The following is a 19,339-nucleotide window of genomic DNA, read 5'->3' on the forward strand; positions in this document are numbered from 1 at the left end:
GACAGTGTGGAGGGCGCGGCACCGGAGGGTGCGGCACATCGGTACACCAGTGAGTACGCCGGCCGGATCGAGACGGCGTGGCAGGACCGCTGGGAGGCCGAGGGCACGTTCGAGGCGCCCAACCCCGTCGGCGAGCTCGCCACCGACGACCCGCGGCACAACGCGCACGGCTCCAAGTACTTCCTGATGGACATGTTCCCGTACCCCTCCGGTGCGGGCCTGCACGTCGGCCACCCGCTGGGCTACATCGCCACCGACGTCGTCGGCCGCTTCCGCCGGATGCAGGGCGACAACGTGCTGCACGCGCTGGGCTACGACGCCTTCGGCCTGCCGGCCGAGATCTACGCCGTCCAGACCGGCCGCCACCCGCGCGAGACGACGCTCGAGAACATCGCCAACATGCGGCGTCAGCTGCGCCGGCTGGGCCTGGCCCACGACAACCGCCGCTCCTTCGCCACGATCGATCCCGAGTTCATGCGCTGGACGCAGTGGATCTTCCTGCAGATCTTCAACTCCTGGTACGACGCCGACCAGGGCAAGGCGCGCCCCATCGCCGAGCTGATCGACGAGCTGGGCACCGACGACCCCGCGGTCATCGACCAGTACCGGCTGGCCTACATCAGCGAGTCGCCGGTCAACTGGTGCCCGGGCCTGGGCACCGTGCTGGCGAACGAGGAGGTCACGGCCGACAACCGCAGCGAGCGCGGCAACTTCCCGGTCTTCAAGCGCAACCTGCGCCAGTGGCAGATGCGGATCACGGCGTACGCCGACCGGCTGATCGACGACCTCGAGCGGGTCGACTGGCCCACGCCGGTCAAGATGATGCAGCGCAACTGGATCGGCCGCTCGCACGGCGCGCAGGTGCGCTTCGAGTCCGCCGCCGGGCCCGTCGAGGTCTTCACGACGCGTCCCGACACGCTGTTCGGCGCCACGTACATGGTGCTGGCGCCCGAGCACCCGCTGGTCGACGACCTGGCCGCCGAGACGTGGCCCGACGCCGTCGACGAGCGCTGGACCGGGGGCGCTCCCGACCCGATCACCGCGATCGCGCAGTACCGCCGCACGGCCGCCGCGAAGACCGACGTCGAGCGCCAGGAGAACAAGGAGAAGACCGGCGTCTTCACCGGCTCCTTCGCCACCAACCCCGTCAACGGCGAGGCCGTCCCCGTCTTCATCGCCGACTACGTCCTCATGGGCTACGGCACGGGCGCCATCATGGCCGTGCCCGGGCACGACGAGCGCGACTTCGAGTTCGCCACCGAGCTGAGCCTGCGCATCGTCCCGGTCGTGCAGTCGCCCGAGGACGAGGTCCTGCCCTGGACCGGCGACGGCGTCGCGATCAACTCCGACAACACCGACACGTTCGGCGACGAGGGCGTCAGCCTCGACGGCCTGGGTGTCGACGAGGCCAAGAGCGCGATCATCGCGTGGCTGGAGCAGCGCGGGCTGGGCGAGGGCACCACGACGTACCGGCTGCGCGACTGGCTGTTCAGCCGGCAGCGCTACTGGGGCGAGCCCTTCCCGATCGTCTACGACGAGGACGGCCGCGCCATCGCGCTGCCCGACTCGATGCTGCCGGTCGAGCTGCCCGAGGTGCCCGACTACTCGCCCAAGACGTTCGAGCCCGACGACGCCACGAGCATGCCCGAGCCGCCACTGGCCCGCGTGCCCGAGTGGGTCGAGGTCGAGCTCGACCTCGGCGACGGCCCGAAGCGCTACCGCCGCGAGACCAACACGATGCCGAACTGGGCCGGCTCCAGCTGGTACGAGCTGCGGTACACCGACCCGACCAACACCGACGTCCTGACCGATCCGCAGAACGAGCGCTACTGGCTCGGCCCGAAGGCCCCCGGCGAGGCCGGTGGCGTCGACCTCTACGTCGGCGGCGTCGAGCACGCGGTGCTGCACCTGCTGTACGCGCGCTTCTGGCACAAGGTGCTGTTCGACCTGGGCCACATCAGCTCCGAGGAGCCGTTCCAGCGGCTCATCAACCAGGGCTACATCCAGGCGTACGCGTTCACCGACGAGCGCGGCGTCTACGTCCCGGCCGACGAGGTCGAGGAGCGCGACGGCCAGTGGTTCTTCGAGGGCAGGCCGGTCAACCGTGAGTACGGGAAGATGGGCAAGAGCCTGAAGAACTCCGTCACGCCCGACGACATGTACGACGCCTACGGCGCCGACACCCTGCGCGTGTACGAGATGTCGATGGGCCCGCTCGAGCAGTCGCGGCCGTGGGACACGCGCGCCGTCGTCGGCTCGCAGCGGTTCCTGCAGCGGGTCTGGCGTCTCGTCGTCGACGAGGAGTCCGGTGAGGTCGTCGTCGACGACAGCGAGCCCGACACCGCCACGCTGCGCGCCCTGCACCGGGCGATCGACGGCGTCACCGAGGACATGGGCGAGCTGCGCTTCAACACCGCGATCGCCAAGCTGATCGAGCTGACCAACCACCTGACCAAGGAGTCGGTCCGCTCGCGCTCGGTCATCGAGTCGCTCGTGCTGATGCTCGCGCCGGTGGCGCCCCACGTCGCCGAGGAGCTGTGGTCGCGGCTGGGCCACGAGCACACGCTGACCTACGAGTCGTGGCCGGTGGCCGACCCGCAGTACCTCGTCGAGGACCTCGTCACCTGCGTCGTGCAGATCCAGGGCAAGGTCCGGGGCAAGGTCGAGGTCCCCGCCGACATCAGCGACGAGGACCTCACCGCCCTCGCGCTGGCCGAGCCCAACGTGGCCCGCACGATCGGCGACCGCGAGGTCCGCAAGGTGATCGTGCGCGCGCCGAAGCTGGTTAGCGTCGTCGTCTGAGGACCCTCGCCGTGCCACGATGAGGGCGTGGCCGCAGTCGAGTTGGAGGGGGTCGTCAAGACCTTCGGAGCCGTACGCGCCCTGGACGGTGTCGACCTGACGGTCGAGGCCGGTGAGGTCCACGGCTTCCTCGGGCCCAACGGGGCCGGCAAGTCGACCGCGATCCGCGTGCTGCTGGGGCTGCTGAAGGCCGACTCCGGCCGGGCCACCCTGCTCGGCGGGGACCCGTGGGGCGAGGCGGCGGAGCTGCATCGGCGGATCGCGTACGTGCCCGGCGACGTGGCCCTGTGGCCCGGGCTCACCGGCGGCGAGGTCATCGACGTCCTGGCCCGCCTGCGGGGAGGCCTGGACGAGCGGCGCCGCGCCGAGACGATCGAGCGGTTCGAGTTCGATCCGACGAAGAAGTGCCGCACCTACTCCAAGGGGAACCGGCAGAAGGTCGCGCTCATCGCCGCGTTGGCCAGCCGGGCCGAGCTCTACCTGCTCGACGAGCCGACCTCGGGACTCGACCCCCTCATGGAGAAGGAGTTCCAGCAGGCTGTGCTCGAGCTGAAGGACGAGGGCGCGACCGTGCTGCTGAGCTCGCACATCCTGGCGGAGGCCGAGGCGCTGTCCGACCGGATCAGCATCATCCGGGCGGGACAGGTGGTGCAGAGCGGCTCGCTGGCCGAGTTGCGCCACCTCACTCGCACGACGGTCATCGCCGAGACCGCCCGGTCCGCCGCGCACCTGGCCGAGGTCGACGGGGTCCACCACCCGCGGTTCGTCGGCGCGCGGATCACCTTCGACGTCGACTCCGTCCACCTCGACGCGGCCGTGCAGGCGCTCGCACCGCTCGGGGTGCGCTCCCTCTCCGTCCACCCGCCGACGCTGGAGGAGCTCTTCCTGCGGCAGTACGGCGAGGAGGCGACGGCGTGAGCTCGCCCTTCACGGGGACCAGGCACCTCGTCCGGCTCATCCTGCGCCGCGACCGCTGGATCCTGCCCGCGTGGATCGTCGGTCTCGGGGGAACGATCACCGCCAGTGCGCTGGCCGTCCCATCGTTCTACGACACGCCCGAGAAGGTCGCCGGGTACGCGGGCGCGGTCGGGACGAGTCCCGTCAGCCATCTGATGTCCGGTCGTCAGGCGGGCATCGACACCTTGGGTGGCATCGTCGCCAACGAGATCTCGCAGGTGGCCCAGCTGGGCATCTGCCTCATGGTGATGTTCCTGGTGGTGCGGCACACCCGGGCCGAGGAGGAGAGCGGCCGGGCCGAGCTGGTCCGTTCGACCGTGGTGGGTCGTCACGCCGCCACCCTCGCGGCGCTGCTTTACGGCGTCGCTGCGGCGCTCGTGATCGGCCTCGTCACGACCGTCTCGATGCTCGCGGTGGATCTGGGCCTCCTCGGCAGCGTGACCTACGGTGCCGGGCTGACCCTGCTCGGCCTCTGCTACGTCGCGATCACGCTCGTCGCCGTGCAGGTCGCGACGTCGGCCCGTGAGGCGCTCGGGCTCGCGGGCGCCGCGATCGCCGTCGGGTACCTGGTCCGGGGCGTGGGCGCGATGCAGGACAACGCACTCGTGTGGGTGTCGCCGTTCGGCTGGGCGCAACGGATGGACGCGTTCGGTGCCGAGCAGTGGTGGCCGGCGGTGCCGGTCGTGCTGCTGACGGCGGCGCTGCTCGGCGTGGCCGGCTGGCTGACGGTCCATCGCGATTTCGCGGGCGGCGTGCTTCCGGCGCGCCCCGGCCGGCCGCGTGCCTCGCGCTTCCTCGGCACACCGCTGGGCCTGACCCTGCGTCTCCAACGGGGCCTGCTCATCGGGTGGGCCGTCGGCCTGACGGCGCTCGGACTGCTCTACGGCGCGGTGATGCCGACCATTCCCGATCTGGTGGCGTCGAACCCGGACATCGCCGAGGTCATCGGCGCGTCCCCGGACGTCGAGCAGGCGCTGACCGACGCGTTCCTGCGGTACATCTTCTTGTTCATGGCCGCGGCCTCCTGCGGCTTCGTGGTCACCTCCGTGCTCCGCCTGCGTGCCGAGGAGGAGTCCGGTCGCGCCGAGCTGGTGCTGGCCACCGGAGTCAGGAGGACGTCGTGGATGGCCGCGGCCGCGGTGGTCGCCTTCGCCGGTGTCCTGCTGCTGACGCTGTTGATGGGTCTGGGCCTGGCCGTGGGCTACGCGGTCGGGACGGGGGAGTGGGACCGGGTCGTCGAGCACGTGGGCGGCCAGACGAGCTACCTGCCGGGGGTGCTCGTCGTGGCCGCCCTTGCGGTCGCCGTCGTCGGGCTGTGGCCGCGCCGGTCCCTCCTGGCGTGGGCCGTGGTGGCGTTCGTCGTCGTCCAGGTCCTCCTGGGAGAGACGCTCCGGCTGCCGAGCTGGGTCGACGCCGTCTCGCCGTTCTCGCACCTGCCGGAGGTGCCGGTCGAGGACTTCGACCCGGTTCCCGGCCTGGTCGAGCTCGCCCTGGCGGCCGGCGCGGTCGGGTGGGGCCTGTGGGCCTTCCGGCGCCGCGACGTCACGACGCCGTGACCCGCGCGTCTCAGACCCGGGCCGCGTGGGTGTCGGTGCCGGGTCGGGCGTAGACGCCCCAGGCCACGACGAGCATCACCGCGTAGACCGCGGCGAAGGCCCACAGCCCGCCCGTGATGCCCAGCTCGGCGAACGTCCGCGGCACGAAGAACGAGCCCAGGGCTCCGACGGCGCCGGCGATGCCGATGCAGCCGGCGGCGGCGCGGTGCCCGCGGGCCCGTCCCTCGACGTCGCGCACGCCGATCTGGAAGGCGATCGGGATCATCCGGTAGACCGACCCGTTGCCGATGCCCGCGGCGCCGAAGAGCAGCAGGAACAGGCCCAGGAAGAGCCCGAATCCGGCGTCGTCGAGGGTCAGCACGAGCCCGACGACACCGACGCCCATCGCGAGGTACGAGGCCATCGTCACGCGGGTGCCGCCGAGGCGGTCGGCCAGCGCGCCGCCGAACGGGCGCATCAGCGCGCCGGTGGCGGCGCCGAGGAACGCGACGGCGATCGGCACGTCGGGGTGCATGGCCTTCATCAGCGTCGGGAACGTCAGCGAGAAGCCTAGGAACGAGCCGAACGTGCCGATGTACAGGAACGAGATCACCCAGGTGTGGTGGTTGTGGACGGCCAGGGCGTAGCTGCGCAGGTCGGACGCCGCGTTGGAGAGGTTGTTCATGAGCAGGAGGGCCGCCAGCGCCGACAGGATCGCCGCGGGGATGAAGATCAGGCCGGCGCGCTCCAGCGCGATGCCGGCACCGGAGGTGATGATCAGGGGCACGACCAGCTGCACGATGCCGGTGCCCAGGTTGCCGCCGGCGGCGTTGATGCCGAGCGCCTTGCCCTTCTCGCGCTGCGGGTAGAAGAACGAGATGTTGACCATCGAGGAGGCGAAGTTGCCGCCGCCGAAGCCGGCCAGCGACGCGATCAGCAGCATCACGGCGAACGGGGTGGAGGGGTCGCTCACGGCCCAGGCCAGGCCCGCGGCCGGGATGAGCAGCAGCAGCGAGGAGATGACGGTCCAGTTGCGGCCGCCGAACACCGGGACCATGAACGTGTAGAGGATCCGCATGGCCGCACCCGTCAGGCCGGGCAGCGCGATCAGCCAGTACAGCTGGTCGCTCGTGTAGTCGAAGCCGGCGTCGCCGAGGTTCGGGACGACGATGCTCCACACGCCGAGCATCATGAAGCCGAAGAACTCGGCGAAGACGGACACGACGAGGTTCCGGCGGGCGATGGCCCGGCCCGGGCCCTCCCACTGGGACTCGTCCTCGGGGTTCCAGCCGTCGATCCAGCGCCCCTTGCGGTGGACGAGGCCGGTCGAGAGGTCGGTGTTGTTCACGGTGGTCATCAGCGCTCCTGACGCAGGGCGGGGTCGGATGCCGACGACGGTAGGAACGGCGCGTTTCACCCGACCGCGCCTGCCGGTAACCGGGCGGGAACGTTCTGCTCACAGCGGCCACGGTGCGGTCGTGACAGGGATGTCATCGTCCGTTACATGCATTGTTCGGGCCGGAAACCTGGGCCGACGACGCTGGAGGCATGGAACGCAAGAGACTCATCGTGGTCGGTGCCGGCATGGTCGCCCGTCGTCTGGTCGAGGCCCTCGTCGAGCGGGGTGCCACCGCCCAGTGGGACGTCGACGTGTTCGGCGAGGAGAGCCGGCCGCCGTACGACCGGGTCGCGCTGACCTCCTTCTTCACGGTGGCCGACCCCGACGAGCTGCTGCTGGGCGACCAGGCCCTGTGGCGTGCCCCGGGGGTCCGGCTGCACCGCAACGCGAGGGTCACCGGCATCGACCGTGAGGCCCGCACGGTCACGGTCCACGGCAAGCAGGAGCACTACGACGAGCTCGTGCTCGCGACCGGCTCCTACGCGTCCGTGCCGCCGGTCGACGGGGCGGACCTGCCCGGCTGCTTCGTCTACCGCACGGTCGACGACGTCACCGAGCTGCGCACCTGGGTGCGCGACCGGGGGCAGCAGCTGGGCCATCCGGCCCGCGGCGTGGTCATCGGCGGCGGCCTGCTCGGCCTCGAGGCCGCGGGCGCCCTGCGCGAGCTCGGCGCCGAGTGCACGGTCGTCGAGTTCGCCGACCGGCTCATGCCCGTCCAGCTCGACCTCGCCGGCGGCCAGGCGCTGCGCCGGCTGATCGAGGGCCTCGGGGTCGAGGTGCGCACGTCCACGGCCACCACGTCCGTGCGCACCGGTCGCGGCACCAAGAAGGTCGGCCGCATGACCTTCGCCGACGGCGAGACGATCCCCGCTGACGTCGTCGTCTTCGCCACCGGCGTGCGCCCCCGCGACGAGCTCGCCCGGGAGGCCGGGCTGGAGGTGCACCCGCGCGGTGGCGTCATGGCCGACGAGGCCTGCCGCACCAGCGACGAGCACATCTGGGCGATCGGCGAGGTCGCGTGCATCGCCGACCGGGTCTGGGGCCTCGTGGGCCCGGGCTACACGATGGCCGAGGTCGTCGCCGACCGGATGCTCGGCGGCGCGGCCGCCTTCACCGGCGCCGACCTCTCGACGAAGCTCAAGCTCATGGGCGTCGACGTCGCCAGCTTCGGCGACGCGTTCGCCGCCAAGGGCGGCAGCCTCGAGGTCGTCTACGCCGATCCGCTGGCCGGCGTCTACAAGAAGCTCGTCATGAGCGACGACGCCTCGACCCTGCTCGGCGGCATGCTCGTCGGCGACGCCTCGGCGTACACGAGCCTGCGGCCGATGGTCGACAACGAGCTCGGCAGCGACCCGGCCGCGTGGCTCATGCCCGACGGCGTCGAGCCGCCCTCGACCGGCGCGCTGCCCGACACGGCCACGGTCTGCTCGTGCAACAACGTCTCGGCGGGCACGATCCGCTGCGCGATCAGCGGCGGCGAGTGCACCGACCTCGCGGGGGTGAAGTCCTGCACCAAGGCGGGCACCAGCTGCGGCTCGTGCGTGCCGCTGGTGAAGCAGATCGTCAACGCTGAACTGGAGTCCCAGGGCATCACCGTCAGCAACGCCCTGTGCGAGCACTTCGACGTCAGCCGCAGCGAGCTGTACGAGATCGTCGCCGTCACCGGCATCGGCTCGTTCAGCGAGCTGATCGAGAAGCACGGCCGGGGGAGCGGCTGCGACATCTGCCGCCCGGTCGCGGCCTCGATCCTGTCGAGCCTGGGCCGCGGCCACGTGCTCGACCGCGAGAACGCGCGGCTGCAGGACACCAACGACCACGTCATGGCCAACATGCAGAAGGACGGCACCTACTCGGTCGTCCCGCGCATCGCCGGCGGCGAGGTGACGCCCGAGGGACTCATCGTCATCGGTCAGGTCGCCGCCGAGTTCGGCCTCTACACGAAGATCACCGGCGGCCAGCGGATCGACCTCTTCGGCGCCCGCATCGAGCAGCTGCCGGCCATTTGGAAGCGGCTCGTCGACGCGGGCTTCGAGTCGGGTCACGCCTACGGCAAGAGCCTGCGCACCGTGAAGTCGTGCGTCGGCCAGACCTGGTGCCGCTACGGCGTGCAGGACTCCGTCGGGCTGGCCGTCGACCTGGAGAACCGGTACCGCGGCCTGCGGTCGCCGCACAAGATCAAGCTCGGCGTCTCGGGGTGCGCGCGCGAGTGCGCGGAGGCCCGCGGCAAGGACGTCGGCGTGATCGCCACCGACCACGGCTGGAACATGTACGTCGGCGGCAACGGCGGGTTCACGCCCCGGCACGCCCAGCTGTTCGCCGAGGATCTCACCACCGAGGAGCTCGTCCGGGCCATCGACCGATTCCTGCTGTACTACGTGCGCACGGCCGACCGGCTGCAGCGGACGGCGCCCTGGATCGAGTCGATCGAGGGCGGCATCGAGCACGTGCGCGACGTCGTGCTGAACGACTCGCTCGGTCTGGGGGAGGAGCTGGACGCGCAGATGGCCGCGCATGTCGAGAACTACGCCGACGAATGGGCCCAGACCCTGGCCGACCCCGAGAAGCTGGCCCAGTTCGGGTCCTTCGTGAACGCCCCGGACACGCCGGATCCCGATTTGGCGTACGTCGAGGAGCGCGGCCAGCGCCGACCCGCCGGACCCGTCGTGATCGCCGGGACCGAGCTGTCCGTCCGTACGAAGGAGGTCTCGGCATGAGTGCCGCACTGGTGCCCGAAGCGGCGTGGATCGCGGTGTGCACGGTCGACCGGCTCTGGATCGACCGTGGCGCAGCAGCCCTCGTCGAGGGCGAGCAGGTCGCGATCTTCCGTCTCGCCGACGAGATCCTCGCCGTGGGCCACCGCGACCCGTTCACGGGCTCGAACGTCATGGCGCGCGGGCTCGTGGGCTCGCGCGGCGACGTGCCGACGGTCGCCTCGCCGCTGCACAAGCAGGTGTTCGACCTGCGGACCGGGCAGTGCCTGGACGACCCCGAGGTCACGCTGGGCCGGTGGGACGTCCGGGTGGTCGACGACGTCGTGTGGCTGCGACGGGGTGACGCGTGACGCCCCACGGACCCGTGCTCGCCGGCACCCGCATCCTCGTCACCGCCCAGCGCCGCGCCACCGACCTGGCCAGCGCGCTGGTCCGCCGGGGCGCTCAGGTGCACACGGCCGCGACGCTCGGGGTCGAGGCGCACATCGACGAGGAGACGCTCGTGCGGCGCACGCAGCAGCTCATCGACGACCCGCCGGACGTGCTCGTGGTGACGACCGCGATCGGCTTCCGCAGCTGGCTCGAGACCGCCGAGTCGGTGGGCCTGCTCGAGCCGCTGCACGACGTGCTGTCGCAGGCCCGGATCGTCGCGCGCGGGCCCAAGGCCCGCGGCGCCATCCAGGCCGCGGGGCTCGTGGCCGACTGGATCGCCGAGTCCGAGACGTCGCGCGAGATGGCCGAGTACCTCGTGGCCGAGGGGGTCGACGGCCAGCGCATCGCCGTCCAGCACCACGGAGCCGGCGACGACGGCCTCGAGTCGGCCGTGATCGCCGCCGGCGCCTCGACGGTGACGCTCGTCGTCTACCGGTGGGGGCCGCCGCCGGACCCCGAGGCGGTCGAGCGCTCGGTCCGCGACGCCGGGGCCGGCGGCTTCGACGCCATCGTCTTCACCTCCGCGCCCGGTGCGAGCGCCTGGCTCACGGTGGTGCGCGAGTTCGGCGAGCTGCCGGCGCTGCTGGAGCTCGCGCGCACGGGCCGGCTCGTCCTCGCCGCCGTCGGACCGGTCACCGCCGAGCCGCTCGTGGTCGCCGGTTTCCAGCCGCTCGTGCCCGACCGGGGCCGCCTCGGCGCGCTCGTGCGATCGATCGTCGTCCACTTCGGCCGCGAGGACCTCGGGGTCGACGTCGTCGGGGGCCGGCTGCGGGTACACGGGACGGCCGCGACCCTCGATCACGAGGTCCTCGCCCTCTCGCCCGCCGCCCTGGCGGTGCTGCGGCTGCTGGCGTCGGAGCCCGGCGCCGTGTTCACGCGCGACCAGGTCCTGGCCGTGCTGCCGCGGGCCACCGCCGACCCCCACGCCGCCGACGTCGCGGTGGGTCGGCTGCGTGAGGCGCTCGGCGACCGCGAGCTGGTCAAGACCGTCGTCAAGCGGGGCTTCCGCCTGGCGCCGCTCGAGCGGGAGGAGCTGTCATGGTCGTCCGTCCGATGAGTCCGGTGCTGATCGCCTGCAGCCACGGCACCCGGTCGGCCCGTGGCGCCGCCGCGGTGGCCGACCTCGTGGAGGCCGTGCGTCGTGCGATGCACGGCACCGAGGTCGTGGGGACCTGGGTCGACGTGCAGGAGCCCGCACTGCCCGAGGTCACGGACCGCGTGGCCGACCGTCCCGCCGTGGTCGTGCCACTGCTGCTGTCGGCCGGCTACCACGTCCACCACGACATCGCGTCCGCCGTCGCAGCGCGCCCCGGCCATGTCGCCGCGCGGCCCCTCGGACCCGACCCCGTCGTCACCGACCTGCTCGTGTCCCGCCTCGCGGAAAAGGGACTCGCCGCCGACGACGTCGTGGTCCTCGGGGCGTCGGCGTCCAGCGATCCCCGCGCGCTCGAGGACCTGCGCGCCACCGCCGCGGCCCTGTCGGCCCGGCTGCGCCGTCCGGTCGAGCTCGGGCACGTCGGCCACTGCGGTGCGCAGCTGTCGGACGTCGTCGCCCGGGTGCGGCGGCATGGCCGTCGCGTCGTCGTCGCCACCCACCTGCTGGCCCCGGGTCACTTCCACGACGCCATCGCGCGCACCGGTGCCGACGCGGTCACCGCGCCGCTGCTGGACGAGCGTCGCCCCGACCCGCGGCTCGTCTCGCTCGTGGTCCGGCGGTACGCCGAGGCGCTGGGGCGCGGGCTGGCGGCAGCGGGTTGAGCATGGTCGAGACGGTCTGCGGGTACTGCGGCGTCGGGTGCGGCCTGACGCTGCAGATCGAGCGCCGCCACGGCGAGCCGCGGGTCACGGGTGCCGTCGGCACCGCCGACCACCCGGCCAACCGCGGGCGCCTGTGCACCAAGGGCGCCACCACCGCCGACCTGCTGAACGCGCCCGGTCGGATGGAGAAGGCGTCCGTGCGCTCCGACCGCGGCTCGGACCGCGTCGAGGTGGGCATCGAGGCCGCGCTCGACGAGGCCGCCGCCCGGTTCCGCGCCGTGATCGACGAGCACGGTCCCGACGCCGTCGCGCTGTACGTCTCGGGCCAGATGTCGCTCGAGGCGCAGTACCTGGCCACGAAGTTGGCCAAGGGCTTCCTGCGCACCGTCAACATCGAGTCGAACTCGCGGCTGTGCATGGCCAGTGCCGGCACCGGCTACAAGCAGTCGCTCGGGTCGGACGGCCCGCCGGGCTCCTACGACGACTTCGACCATGCCGACGTGTTCCTGGTCATCGGGTCGAACATGGCCGACGCCCACCCGATCCTCTTCCTGCGGATGATGGAGCGGGTCAAGGCCGGTGCCCGGCTCGTCGTCGTCGACCCGCGGCGCACCGCCACCGCCGACAAGGCCGACCTGTTCTGCCAGATCCGCCCCGGCACCGACCTGGCGTTCCTCAACGGGCTGCTGCACCTGCTGGTCGAGGCCGACGCCGTCGACCGTGACTTCATCGACACGCACACCCGCGGGTGGGACGAGGTCGAGGCGATGCTGTCCGACTACCCGCCGGCCCGCGTCGCCGCGCTGACCGGGATCGCCGAGGACGACCTGCGCACGGTCGCCGCGTGGATCGCCGCGTCCGGCGACTGGATGAGCTGCTGGACGATGGGCCTGAACCAGTCCACGCACGGCACCTGGAACACGAACGCGATCTGCAACCTGCACCTGGCCACCGGCGCCATCTGCCGCACCGGCTCCGGTCCGTTCTCGCTGACCGGCCAGCCGAACGCCATGGGCGGGCGCGAGATGGGCTACATGGGACCGGGGCTCCCGGGCCAGCGCTCGGTCGTCTCGGCCGACGACCGTGCGTTCTGCGAGCAGGCGTGGGGGCTGCCGGCCGGAGCGATCCGCAGCGACGTCGGTCGCGGCACGATCGACCTCTTCGAGCAGCTCGCGGCCGGTGAGGTGCGTGCGGCCTGGATCATCTGCACCAACCCGGTGCACTCGGTCGCCAACCGATCGACCGTGCTCGCGGGCCTCGCCGCGGCCGACGTCGTGGTCGTGCAGGACGCGTACGCCGCGAGCGAGACGCTCGCCCACGCCGACATCGCCCTGCCCGCGGCGCTCTGGACCGAGTCCGAGGGCGTGATGGTGAACTCGGAGCGCAACCTCACGCTGTGCCGGCCGGCCGGGTCGCCGCCCGGTGACGCGCGTCCCGACTGGCGGCTGATCGCCGACATCGCCGCGCGGCTGGGGTTCGGCGACGCCTTCTCCTACGCCAGTGCCGAGGAGGTCTTCGAGGAAATCCGCGCCTTCGCCAACCCCGCCACGGGCTACGACCTCCGTGGCGCCGACTACCCGCGCCTGCGGCGAGGGCCGCTGCAGTGGCCCTGCCCGCCGGGCGGGGCGCGGCGCAACCCGGTGCGCTACGTCGACGACGGGCGGATCCGGTTCGCCACCGCCGACGGCCGCGCGGTGTTCCACGCACGGCCGCACCTGGACGCCGCCGAGCTGCCCGACGACGAGTTCCCGGTCGTGCTCAACACCGGTCGGCTGCCGCACCAGTGGCACACCATGACGAAGACCGGGAAGGTCGCGCGGCTGAACCGGCTCAACCCGGACCCGTTCATCGAGGTCAACCCGGCCGACGCCGCGCGCCTCGGCCTCGGCGACGGGTCGTCCGTGCGGGTGGTCTCGCGACGCGGTGAGGCCGTCCTCCCGGCCGTGGTCACCGACCGCGTCCTCCCCGGCACGTCGTTCGCGCCGATGCACTGGGGCGAGCTGACGGGGGAGGGGCTGGCGGTCAACGCCCTCACCAACGACGCGGTCGATCCGGACTCCCTCCAGCCGGAGTACAAGGTCTGCGCCGTCCGGCTCGAGCGCGCGCCCATCCGGCTGCCGCAGCCGCCCCCGCCCGACGCGCAGCCGACGGAGGCCGAGACGGCCTGGCTGGCGGGCTACCTGGCCGCGATCACGCACGGCGCCCCCTCGCTGCCGGCGTCCGCGCCCGTCTCACCGGCGCTGCGTGACTGGTTCGCGGAGGTGCTCGCGGCCGTCGCCCCGCCCGCGGACGCGGCTGACGAGGGCCTAGTGACGGTGCTGTCCGCGTCGCAGACCGGTCGCGTCGAGGGGCTCGTGCCCGAGCTGGTGCGGTCGCTCACGGTGGGCGGCGTGGCGGCCGCCCACCGGTCCCTGGCGACGGTGCGCCCGGGCGACCTGCGCGGCTCGGTCCTGTTCGTCACCAGCACGACCGGTGACGGCGACCCGCCCAGCGAGGCCGAGGCGTTCTGGCGCGACCTCGCCGCTGGGGACGCGGCCGACCTTGCGGGCCTGCGGTACAGCGTCCTGGCACTCGGCGACTCGGCCTACGCCGACTTCTGCGGCTTCGGGCGCCGACTGGACGCGCGCCTCGCCGAGCTCGGGGCCGAGCGCCTCGCCGACCGCATCGACTGCGAGCCGGACGTCGACGCGCCGGCCGCGCGCTGGCTCGACGCCGTGGGCCGTGCCCTGGGCGCCTCCGCCATCGAGGCACCGGTCACGGTCAAGCCCACGACGCTGCTCACCCGGCTCACGCGCAACGAGCTGCTGACGACGCCCGGGTCCTCGAAGGAGGTCCGGCGGTTCGGCTTCCACCTGCCCGAGGGGACCCTCGCGTACGAGCCGGGGGACGCCCTCGCCGTCGCGCCGCGGGTCGACCCGGCCTACGTCGACGCGTGGCTGACCCTCACCGGCCTCGACGGCGAGGCCCCGGTCGACGTCGACGGTGAGTCGGTGCCGCTGTTCGACGCACTCGCCGAGCGGTACGACCCGGTGGCGATCACGCCGGAGGTGCTGCGGCTCGTCGCCGAGCGGCACCACGGCGTCCTTCCGGCCGGACTGCCCGACCCCGACGACCGCCAGGCGCTCGACGCGTGGTCGTGGGGGAGGCAGGCGGTCGACGTGCTGCGCGAGCACCCCACCCTCGCCCGCCTCGACCAGTGGCTCGGCGCGCTGCGCCCGCTCGCGCCCCGTCAGTACTCGATCTCGTCGAGCCCGCTCGAGGACCCGCGCGAGGCGCAGGTGACCGTGTCGGTGGTGCGGCACCGCGTGCACGGGTCGTGGCGCCACGGAGTCTGCTCGACGCACCTGGCCGACCGGGCGGCCGACGGCGTCACCGTGCACGTCCAGCGCCAGCGGCACTTCCGACCCCCGGCGGACCCGGACGCCGCCGCGATCATGGTCGGCCCCGGCACCGGCATCGCGCCGTTCCGCGGGTTCCTGCGCCACCGCGCGCTGGCCGGGCACGCCGGCCGGAACTGGCTCTTCTTCGGCGACCGGAACGCGGCCACCGACTTCCTGTACCGCGACGAGCTCGAGGGCCTGCGCCGCGACGGCGTCCTGACCCGCCTCGACACCGCGTTCTCACGCGACCAGGACCGGCGGATCTACGTGCAGGACCGGATGCGCGAGCACGGGGCCGAGCTGTGGAGCTGGCTCGCGGACGGGGCCCACGTGTACGTCTGTGGAGACCGGGTGCACATGGCCAAGGACGTGGAGGCGACCCTGCTGCACGTCGCCGAGCGGCACGGCGGCCTCGACCGCGAGGGCGCCCGCCGGTGGCTGGCCGATCTCGCCGCCGTCGGCCGCTACGCCAAGGACGTGTACTGACAGTAGGGTTTCGGCCATGACCGTGGCCGTGGTGACCGACTCGACGGCGTCCCTCGACCCCGACGACGCCGCCCGGGGGGGCATCACGGTCGTGCCCACGACGGTCATCATCGGCGCCCGGGTCTACACCGAGGGCGTCGACGTGACGTCCCACATGATCGCCGACGCCCTGACCGACTCGGTCCCCGTCAGCACGTCGCGCCCGTCGCCCGAGACGTTCCAGGCGGTCTACCGGGCCCTCGCGTCCACCGGCGCCGACGCGATCGTCTCGGTCCACCTCAGCTCCAAGGTCTCGGGCACGGTCGACGCGGCCCGGCTCGCCGCCGAGCGGGTCGACGTCCCCGTCCACGTCGTCGACACCCTGCAGGTGGGCGTCGCCACCGGGTTCGCCGCCGGGTGTGCCGCCCGGTCGGCGGCGGCCGGCGCCTCGCCCGAGTCGGTCGCCGAGGCGGCCCGCCGGTCCGCCGAGTCGGCGCGCGTCCTGCTCTACGTCGACACCCTCGAGTACCTGCGCCGTGGTGGCCGGATCGGTCGAGCCGCGGCCCTGATCGGCTCGGCGCTGGCGGTCAAGCCGATCCTGACCCTCGAGGACGGCGTCGTGACCCCCCTGGAGAAGGTGCGCACGTCGTCGAAGGCGCTGGCCCGCCTCGAGGCCCTCGGGATCGAGGCGGCGCAGTCGCACGACGGGCCCTACGACATCGGGGTGCTGCACCTGGCCAGCGAGTCCGTCGCGATGTCGGTGGCCCAGTCGCTGGCGCGCACGCTCGGTCGCGCCGAGATCGCCGTCGACGAGGTCGGTGCCGACATCGGCGCCCATGTGGGGCCGGGGATGATCGCGGTCACCGTCAGCGCTCGCTGACCGTCCACAGCGGGCGGGTTCGCGGTTGCGTCGTCCACAGCCCCTTCGCGGGTGCTTCCGTGCGGTGATCCGAAGTTCCTAGGGTCACGGCATGGCTCCCGTCCCGCCCGAGACCCGCGCCCAGGTCGCCCGGCAGCGACTCGCCGAGCTCGCCGCGACCTTCGACGCCTCCCTGCCCGATCCCGATCAGCCGCCACCCGGGCGGCGGCGTCGCCCGAGCGCCGTGCGGAGAGCGCTGCGCCCGGCGCACGTCCGGTTCGCCGGCGTGACGGCCGGGGTGGCCGCGGTCCTCACGGTGTGGTGGCTCCTGGCCGGGCGCCCGCAGGAGGTGCCGGTGCCGGCGGCGGCACGCGTGCAGGTCGCCGACGCCGCGCCCACCGCGAGCCCCGGTGCCGAGCTCGTCGTCGACGTCGCGGGGAAGGTCCGGCGGCCCGGGATCGTGACGCTCCCGCCGGGATCGCGCGTCCACGAGGCGATCACCGCGGCGGGCGGGCTCAAGGGCAAGGCCGACACCACCGGCCTGAACCTGGCGCGGGTCCTCAACGACGGTGAGCAGGTGGTGGTGGGCGGTCCGTCCGGAGCGGCACCGCCCGCGGTTGCTGGTGGTCCGTCGGGGACGCCGGCGGCACTCGTGAACCTCAACACGGCCGACCTGGTGGCGCTGGACGAGCTGCCCGGCGTGGGTCCCGTGACCGCGCAGGCGATCGTGTCCTGGCGCGAGGAGAACGGGCCGTTCCGATCGGTCGAGGACCTGCTCGACGTCAAGGGCATCGGCGAGGCGACGCTGGCCGAGCTGCGTGACCTCGTCTCGGTCTGACCTGCGGGTCGTCCCGGCCGGGGTCGCGGTGTGGGGAACGGCCGCGGCCCTGACGCACGTCGACGTGCGCTGGGCGTTCGGCGTGGCTGCGGTGGTGGCGCTGCTGGGCACGTGGGGACGGCGACGGCCCGCGATCGCGTTCCCGGCGGCATGCCTCGTCCTGGCGGCGGTGTGCTGCGGGTGGCGCGGGGCCGCCGTGGAGGCCTCGCCCGTCGCCCGCCTGGCGGAGGCGGGACCCGTCGTCCGCGCCGAGGTCGTCGTCCGGGAGGACGGCCGGGCCCATGCCACCGCGGGTGGGACGGGAGTCGTGGTGCCCGTGACGGTCCGGGTCGTCGAGTCGGGGGAGCGGACGTGGCGGGTGCGGGTGCGCGCCACGGCCTTCGTCGACGGGCCCGCCGATCGCTTCGTCACCGGCACCCGGCTGGCGGTCCGCGCCGACCTCGAGCCCGCGGACAGCAGCGACGAGGCGGCCCTCCTCCGCGTGTTGGACTGGCGCCCGATCGGTTCGGGCCCGTGGTGGTGGCGCGGGTCGGAGGTCGTGCGCGACGGCATCCGCGACGGCGTCGACCATCGCGACGACCAGGCCGCGGCTCTCGTCCCGGCGCTCGTGGCGGGCGACGAGTCCCGCCTGACGGACCAGACCCGGGACGCGTTCGCGCGGACGGGTCTCACCCATCTGCTCGCGGTCTCCGGGGCCAACCTGACGATCGTGCTCGGCGTCGTGCTGCTGGGCCTGCGGGCGCTGGGCGCGACACGACGGGTCCTGCTGGTGGCGGGGGTGCTGACCGTGGTCGCCTTCGTGCTGGTCGCCCGACCGGAGCCGAGCGTGCAACGCGCCGCGGTCATGGGCTCGGTGGCGCTCGCCGGCCTGCTGGTCGGGCGGGCCGGCGCAGGCCTGCGTGCGCTGGCCTGGGCGGTGATCGTGCTCCTGGTCCTCGACCCGTGGTTGGCGACGCGACCGGGCTTCGTGCTGTCGGTCTCGGCCACCGCCGGCATCATCGTGCTGGCTCCGCCGCTGGCCCGTCGGCTGGCGTGGCTGCCGGGGCCGGTGGCCACCGCCGTCGCCGTCCCGATCGCCGCCCACCTCGCCTGCCTGCCCGTCGTGGCGTCGCTGAGCGGCGAGGTGTCCCTCGTGGCCGTGTTCGCCAATGTCGTCGTCGCGCCCGCGGTCGCGCCGGCCACCGTCGCGGGGCTGGCGGCCGGACTGGCCGACCTCGTCGTCCCGGCCGTCGGCGCCGTTCCGGGCACCGTCGCGTGGGTGGCGGCGACGGTGATCGTCGGTGTGGCCCGGATCGGCGCGAGCGCCCCCGGAGCGGCCGTCTCCTGGCCGTGGCCGGCGTGGACGCTCGTCCCGGTGGCGGTCATCGCCGGCTGGTGCTTGTGGCGGTTGGCGCGGCGGCCCGCCCTGGCGGTCGGCGTCACCCTCGGCCTCCTGCTGGCCGTGCTGCGGCCGCCGTCGCCGGGCTGGCCGCCCGACGGCGTGGTCGTGGTGGCGTGCGACGTGGGGCAGGGCGACGGCTTCGTCGTGCCCACGGCTCCGGGCGAGGCGATCGTCATCGACGTCGGCCAGGAGCCCGCACCGATCGACCGCTGCCTGACGTCCCTGGGGATCGACCGCATCGCGCTGCTGCTGTTCACCCACGGCGACGCCGACCACGTCGAGGGCTGGCGCGGCGCCGTCCGGGGGCGGCGGGTCGACGTGCTGGCCGACGGGCCGTCGGGCGGCCCCGACGTGCCGGCCGGACGCCGGGTCCGACTCCTCGCCGGCGACCGGGTCACGGTCCGGGGCGTCCTGCTCGAGGTGCTGTGGCCCCGCGAGGACGCCGAGCGCGTGCCGGCCGAGGCGCGCAACGACGCCAGCGTCGTCGTCCGCGCGACCGTGCGGGGCCGCCGGGTCCTGTTCACCGGCGACCTGGGGGAGGAGGCCCAGCGTGGCGTCACGCGGCTGCACCCGGACCTGGCCGCGGACGTCCTCAAGGTCGCCCACCACGGCAGCGCCGACCACTGGCCGGAGCTGGTGCGGCGGGCCGCTCCGGCGGTCGCGCTGATCGGCGTGGGCGCCGACAATCCGCACGGGCACCCCGCGCCCGCGGCCCTGGCGACCCTGGCCGACGTCGGAGCCGCGGTGTGGCGCACCGACCGGTCGGGCACGGTCGCCGTGGTCGATCGCGACGGGCGGCTCATCGTGTCGGCGCGGTGACCT

The 19,339-nt window shown here is 73.4% G+C and carries 12 protein-coding genes and 1 pseudogene; 12 read left to right on the forward strand and 1 reads right to left on the reverse strand.

The window, feature by feature from the left end; all coding sequences use genetic code 11:
• Positions 1-6: 6 nt before the first annotated feature.
• The 4 genes and pseudogenes from AFL01nite_RS15790 to AFL01nite_RS08785 all read left to right on the forward strand — a co-directional run.
• A pseudogene (locus AFL01nite_RS15790) lies at positions 7-501 on the forward strand (class I tRNA ligase family protein); the annotation flags it as partial.
• A complete protein-coding gene (gene leuS / locus AFL01nite_RS08775; protein ID WP_371862820.1) occupies positions 475-2,802 on the forward strand; it encodes a leucine--tRNA ligase in 2,328 nt (775 codons plus the stop codon). The pseudogene AFL01nite_RS15790 and the gene leuS, both read left to right, overlap by 27 nt.
• A gap of 27 nt (positions 2,803-2,829) precedes the next feature.
• Positions 2,830-3,720 carry an ABC transporter ATP-binding protein gene (locus tag AFL01nite_RS08780; RefSeq protein ID WP_146827303.1) on the forward strand — a complete coding sequence of 297 codons (891 nt, stop codon included), beginning with the start codon at positions 2,830-2,832 and terminating at the stop codon, positions 3,718-3,720.
• Positions 3,717-5,315, forward strand: coding sequence for an ABC transporter permease (locus tag AFL01nite_RS08785; RefSeq protein ID WP_146827304.1), 1,599 nt, complete (start codon positions 3,717-3,719; stop codon positions 5,313-5,315). Before AFL01nite_RS08780 ends, AFL01nite_RS08785 begins: the two co-directional genes overlap by 4 nt.
• Positions 5,316-5,325: 10 nt before the next feature.
• Here AFL01nite_RS08785 and AFL01nite_RS08790 read toward each other — a convergent pair whose 3' ends face one another.
• Positions 5,326-6,651, reverse strand: coding sequence for an MFS transporter (locus tag AFL01nite_RS08790; RefSeq protein WP_146827305.1), 1,326 nt, complete (start codon positions 6,649-6,651; stop codon positions 5,326-5,328).
• Between the two features lie 191 nt (positions 6,652-6,842).
• On the opposite strand from AFL01nite_RS08790, the gene nirB reads away from it, so the two are divergent.
• The 8 genes from nirB to AFL01nite_RS08830 all read left to right on the forward strand — a co-directional run bounded on the left by nirB (position 6,843) and on the right by AFL01nite_RS08830 (position 19,336).
• Complete coding sequence (gene nirB, locus AFL01nite_RS08795; protein WP_146827306.1) at positions 6,843-9,407, forward strand: nitrite reductase large subunit NirB; 2,565 nt, start codon at positions 6,843-6,845, stop codon at positions 9,405-9,407.
• Positions 9,404-9,754 (forward strand): nitrite reductase small subunit NirD, encoded by a 351-nt coding sequence (nirD, locus tag AFL01nite_RS08800; protein WP_146827307.1) that lies wholly within the window; start codon positions 9,404-9,406, stop codon positions 9,752-9,754. Before nirB ends, nirD begins: the two co-directional genes overlap by 4 nt.
• On the forward strand, positions 9,751-10,893 hold the full coding sequence (locus AFL01nite_RS08805; protein ID WP_146827308.1) for a uroporphyrinogen-III synthase: 1,143 nt from the start codon (positions 9,751-9,753) through the stop codon (positions 10,891-10,893). The genes nirD and AFL01nite_RS08805 overlap by 4 nt, the downstream gene beginning before the upstream one ends.
• The gene (locus AFL01nite_RS08810) at positions 10,875-11,594 is read left to right on the forward strand and encodes a sirohydrochlorin chelatase (RefSeq protein ID WP_222593458.1); all 720 of its coding nucleotides are present in this window, start codon (positions 10,875-10,877) and stop codon (positions 11,592-11,594) included. The genes AFL01nite_RS08805 and AFL01nite_RS08810 overlap by 19 nt, the downstream gene beginning before the upstream one ends.
• Before the next feature lie 2 nt (positions 11,595-11,596).
• On the forward strand, positions 11,597-15,460 hold the full coding sequence (locus AFL01nite_RS08815; protein ID WP_146827309.1) for a bifunctional nitrate reductase/sulfite reductase flavoprotein subunit alpha: 3,864 nt from the start codon (positions 11,597-11,599) through the stop codon (positions 15,458-15,460).
• 16 nt (positions 15,461-15,476) lie between these two features.
• Positions 15,477-16,319 carry a DegV family protein gene (locus AFL01nite_RS08820; protein ID WP_146827310.1) on the forward strand — a complete coding sequence of 281 codons (843 nt, stop codon included), beginning with the start codon at positions 15,477-15,479 and terminating at the stop codon, positions 16,317-16,319.
• A gap of 91 nt (positions 16,320-16,410) precedes the next feature.
• Complete coding sequence (locus AFL01nite_RS08825; protein WP_146827311.1) at positions 16,411-17,136, forward strand: ComEA family DNA-binding protein; 726 nt, start codon at positions 16,411-16,413, stop codon at positions 17,134-17,136.
• Positions 17,117-19,336, forward strand: a complete 2,220-nt coding sequence (locus AFL01nite_RS08830; protein ID WP_146827312.1) for a ComEC/Rec2 family competence protein — start codon at positions 17,117-17,119, stop codon at positions 19,334-19,336. The genes AFL01nite_RS08825 and AFL01nite_RS08830 overlap by 20 nt, the downstream gene beginning before the upstream one ends.
• Positions 19,337-19,339: the final 3 nt, after the last annotated feature.

The organism is Aeromicrobium flavum (assembly GCF_007992115.1).
Taxonomy (GTDB): domain Bacteria; phylum Actinomycetota; class Actinomycetes; order Propionibacteriales; family Nocardioidaceae; genus Aeromicrobium; species Aeromicrobium flavum.

Excerpts from the sequence above, each read along its gene's own strand:
- leuS (WP_371862820.1), top strand. The coding sequence starts at position 475 with ATGCGCTGGACGCAGTGGATCTTCCTGCAGATCTTCAACTCCTGGTAC.
- AFL01nite_RS08790 (WP_146827305.1), bottom strand. The coding sequence starts at position 6,651 with ATGACCACCGTGAACAACACCGACCTCTCGACCGGCCTCGTCCACCGC.
- nirB (WP_146827306.1), top strand. The coding sequence starts at position 6,843 with ATGGAACGCAAGAGACTCATCGTGGTCGGTGCCGGCATGGTCGCCCGT.
- nirD (WP_146827307.1), top strand. The coding sequence starts at position 9,404 with ATGAGTGCCGCACTGGTGCCCGAAGCGGCGTGGATCGCGGTGTGCACG.
- AFL01nite_RS08810 (WP_222593458.1), top strand. The coding sequence starts at position 10,875 with ATGGTCGTCCGTCCGATGAGTCCGGTGCTGATCGCCTGCAGCCACGGC.
- AFL01nite_RS08815 (WP_146827309.1), top strand. The coding sequence starts at position 11,597 with ATGGTCGAGACGGTCTGCGGGTACTGCGGCGTCGGGTGCGGCCTGACG.
- AFL01nite_RS08820 (WP_146827310.1), top strand. The coding sequence starts at position 15,477 with ATGACCGTGGCCGTGGTGACCGACTCGACGGCGTCCCTCGACCCCGAC.
- AFL01nite_RS08825 (WP_146827311.1), top strand. The coding sequence starts at position 16,411 with ATGGCTCCCGTCCCGCCCGAGACCCGCGCCCAGGTCGCCCGGCAGCGA.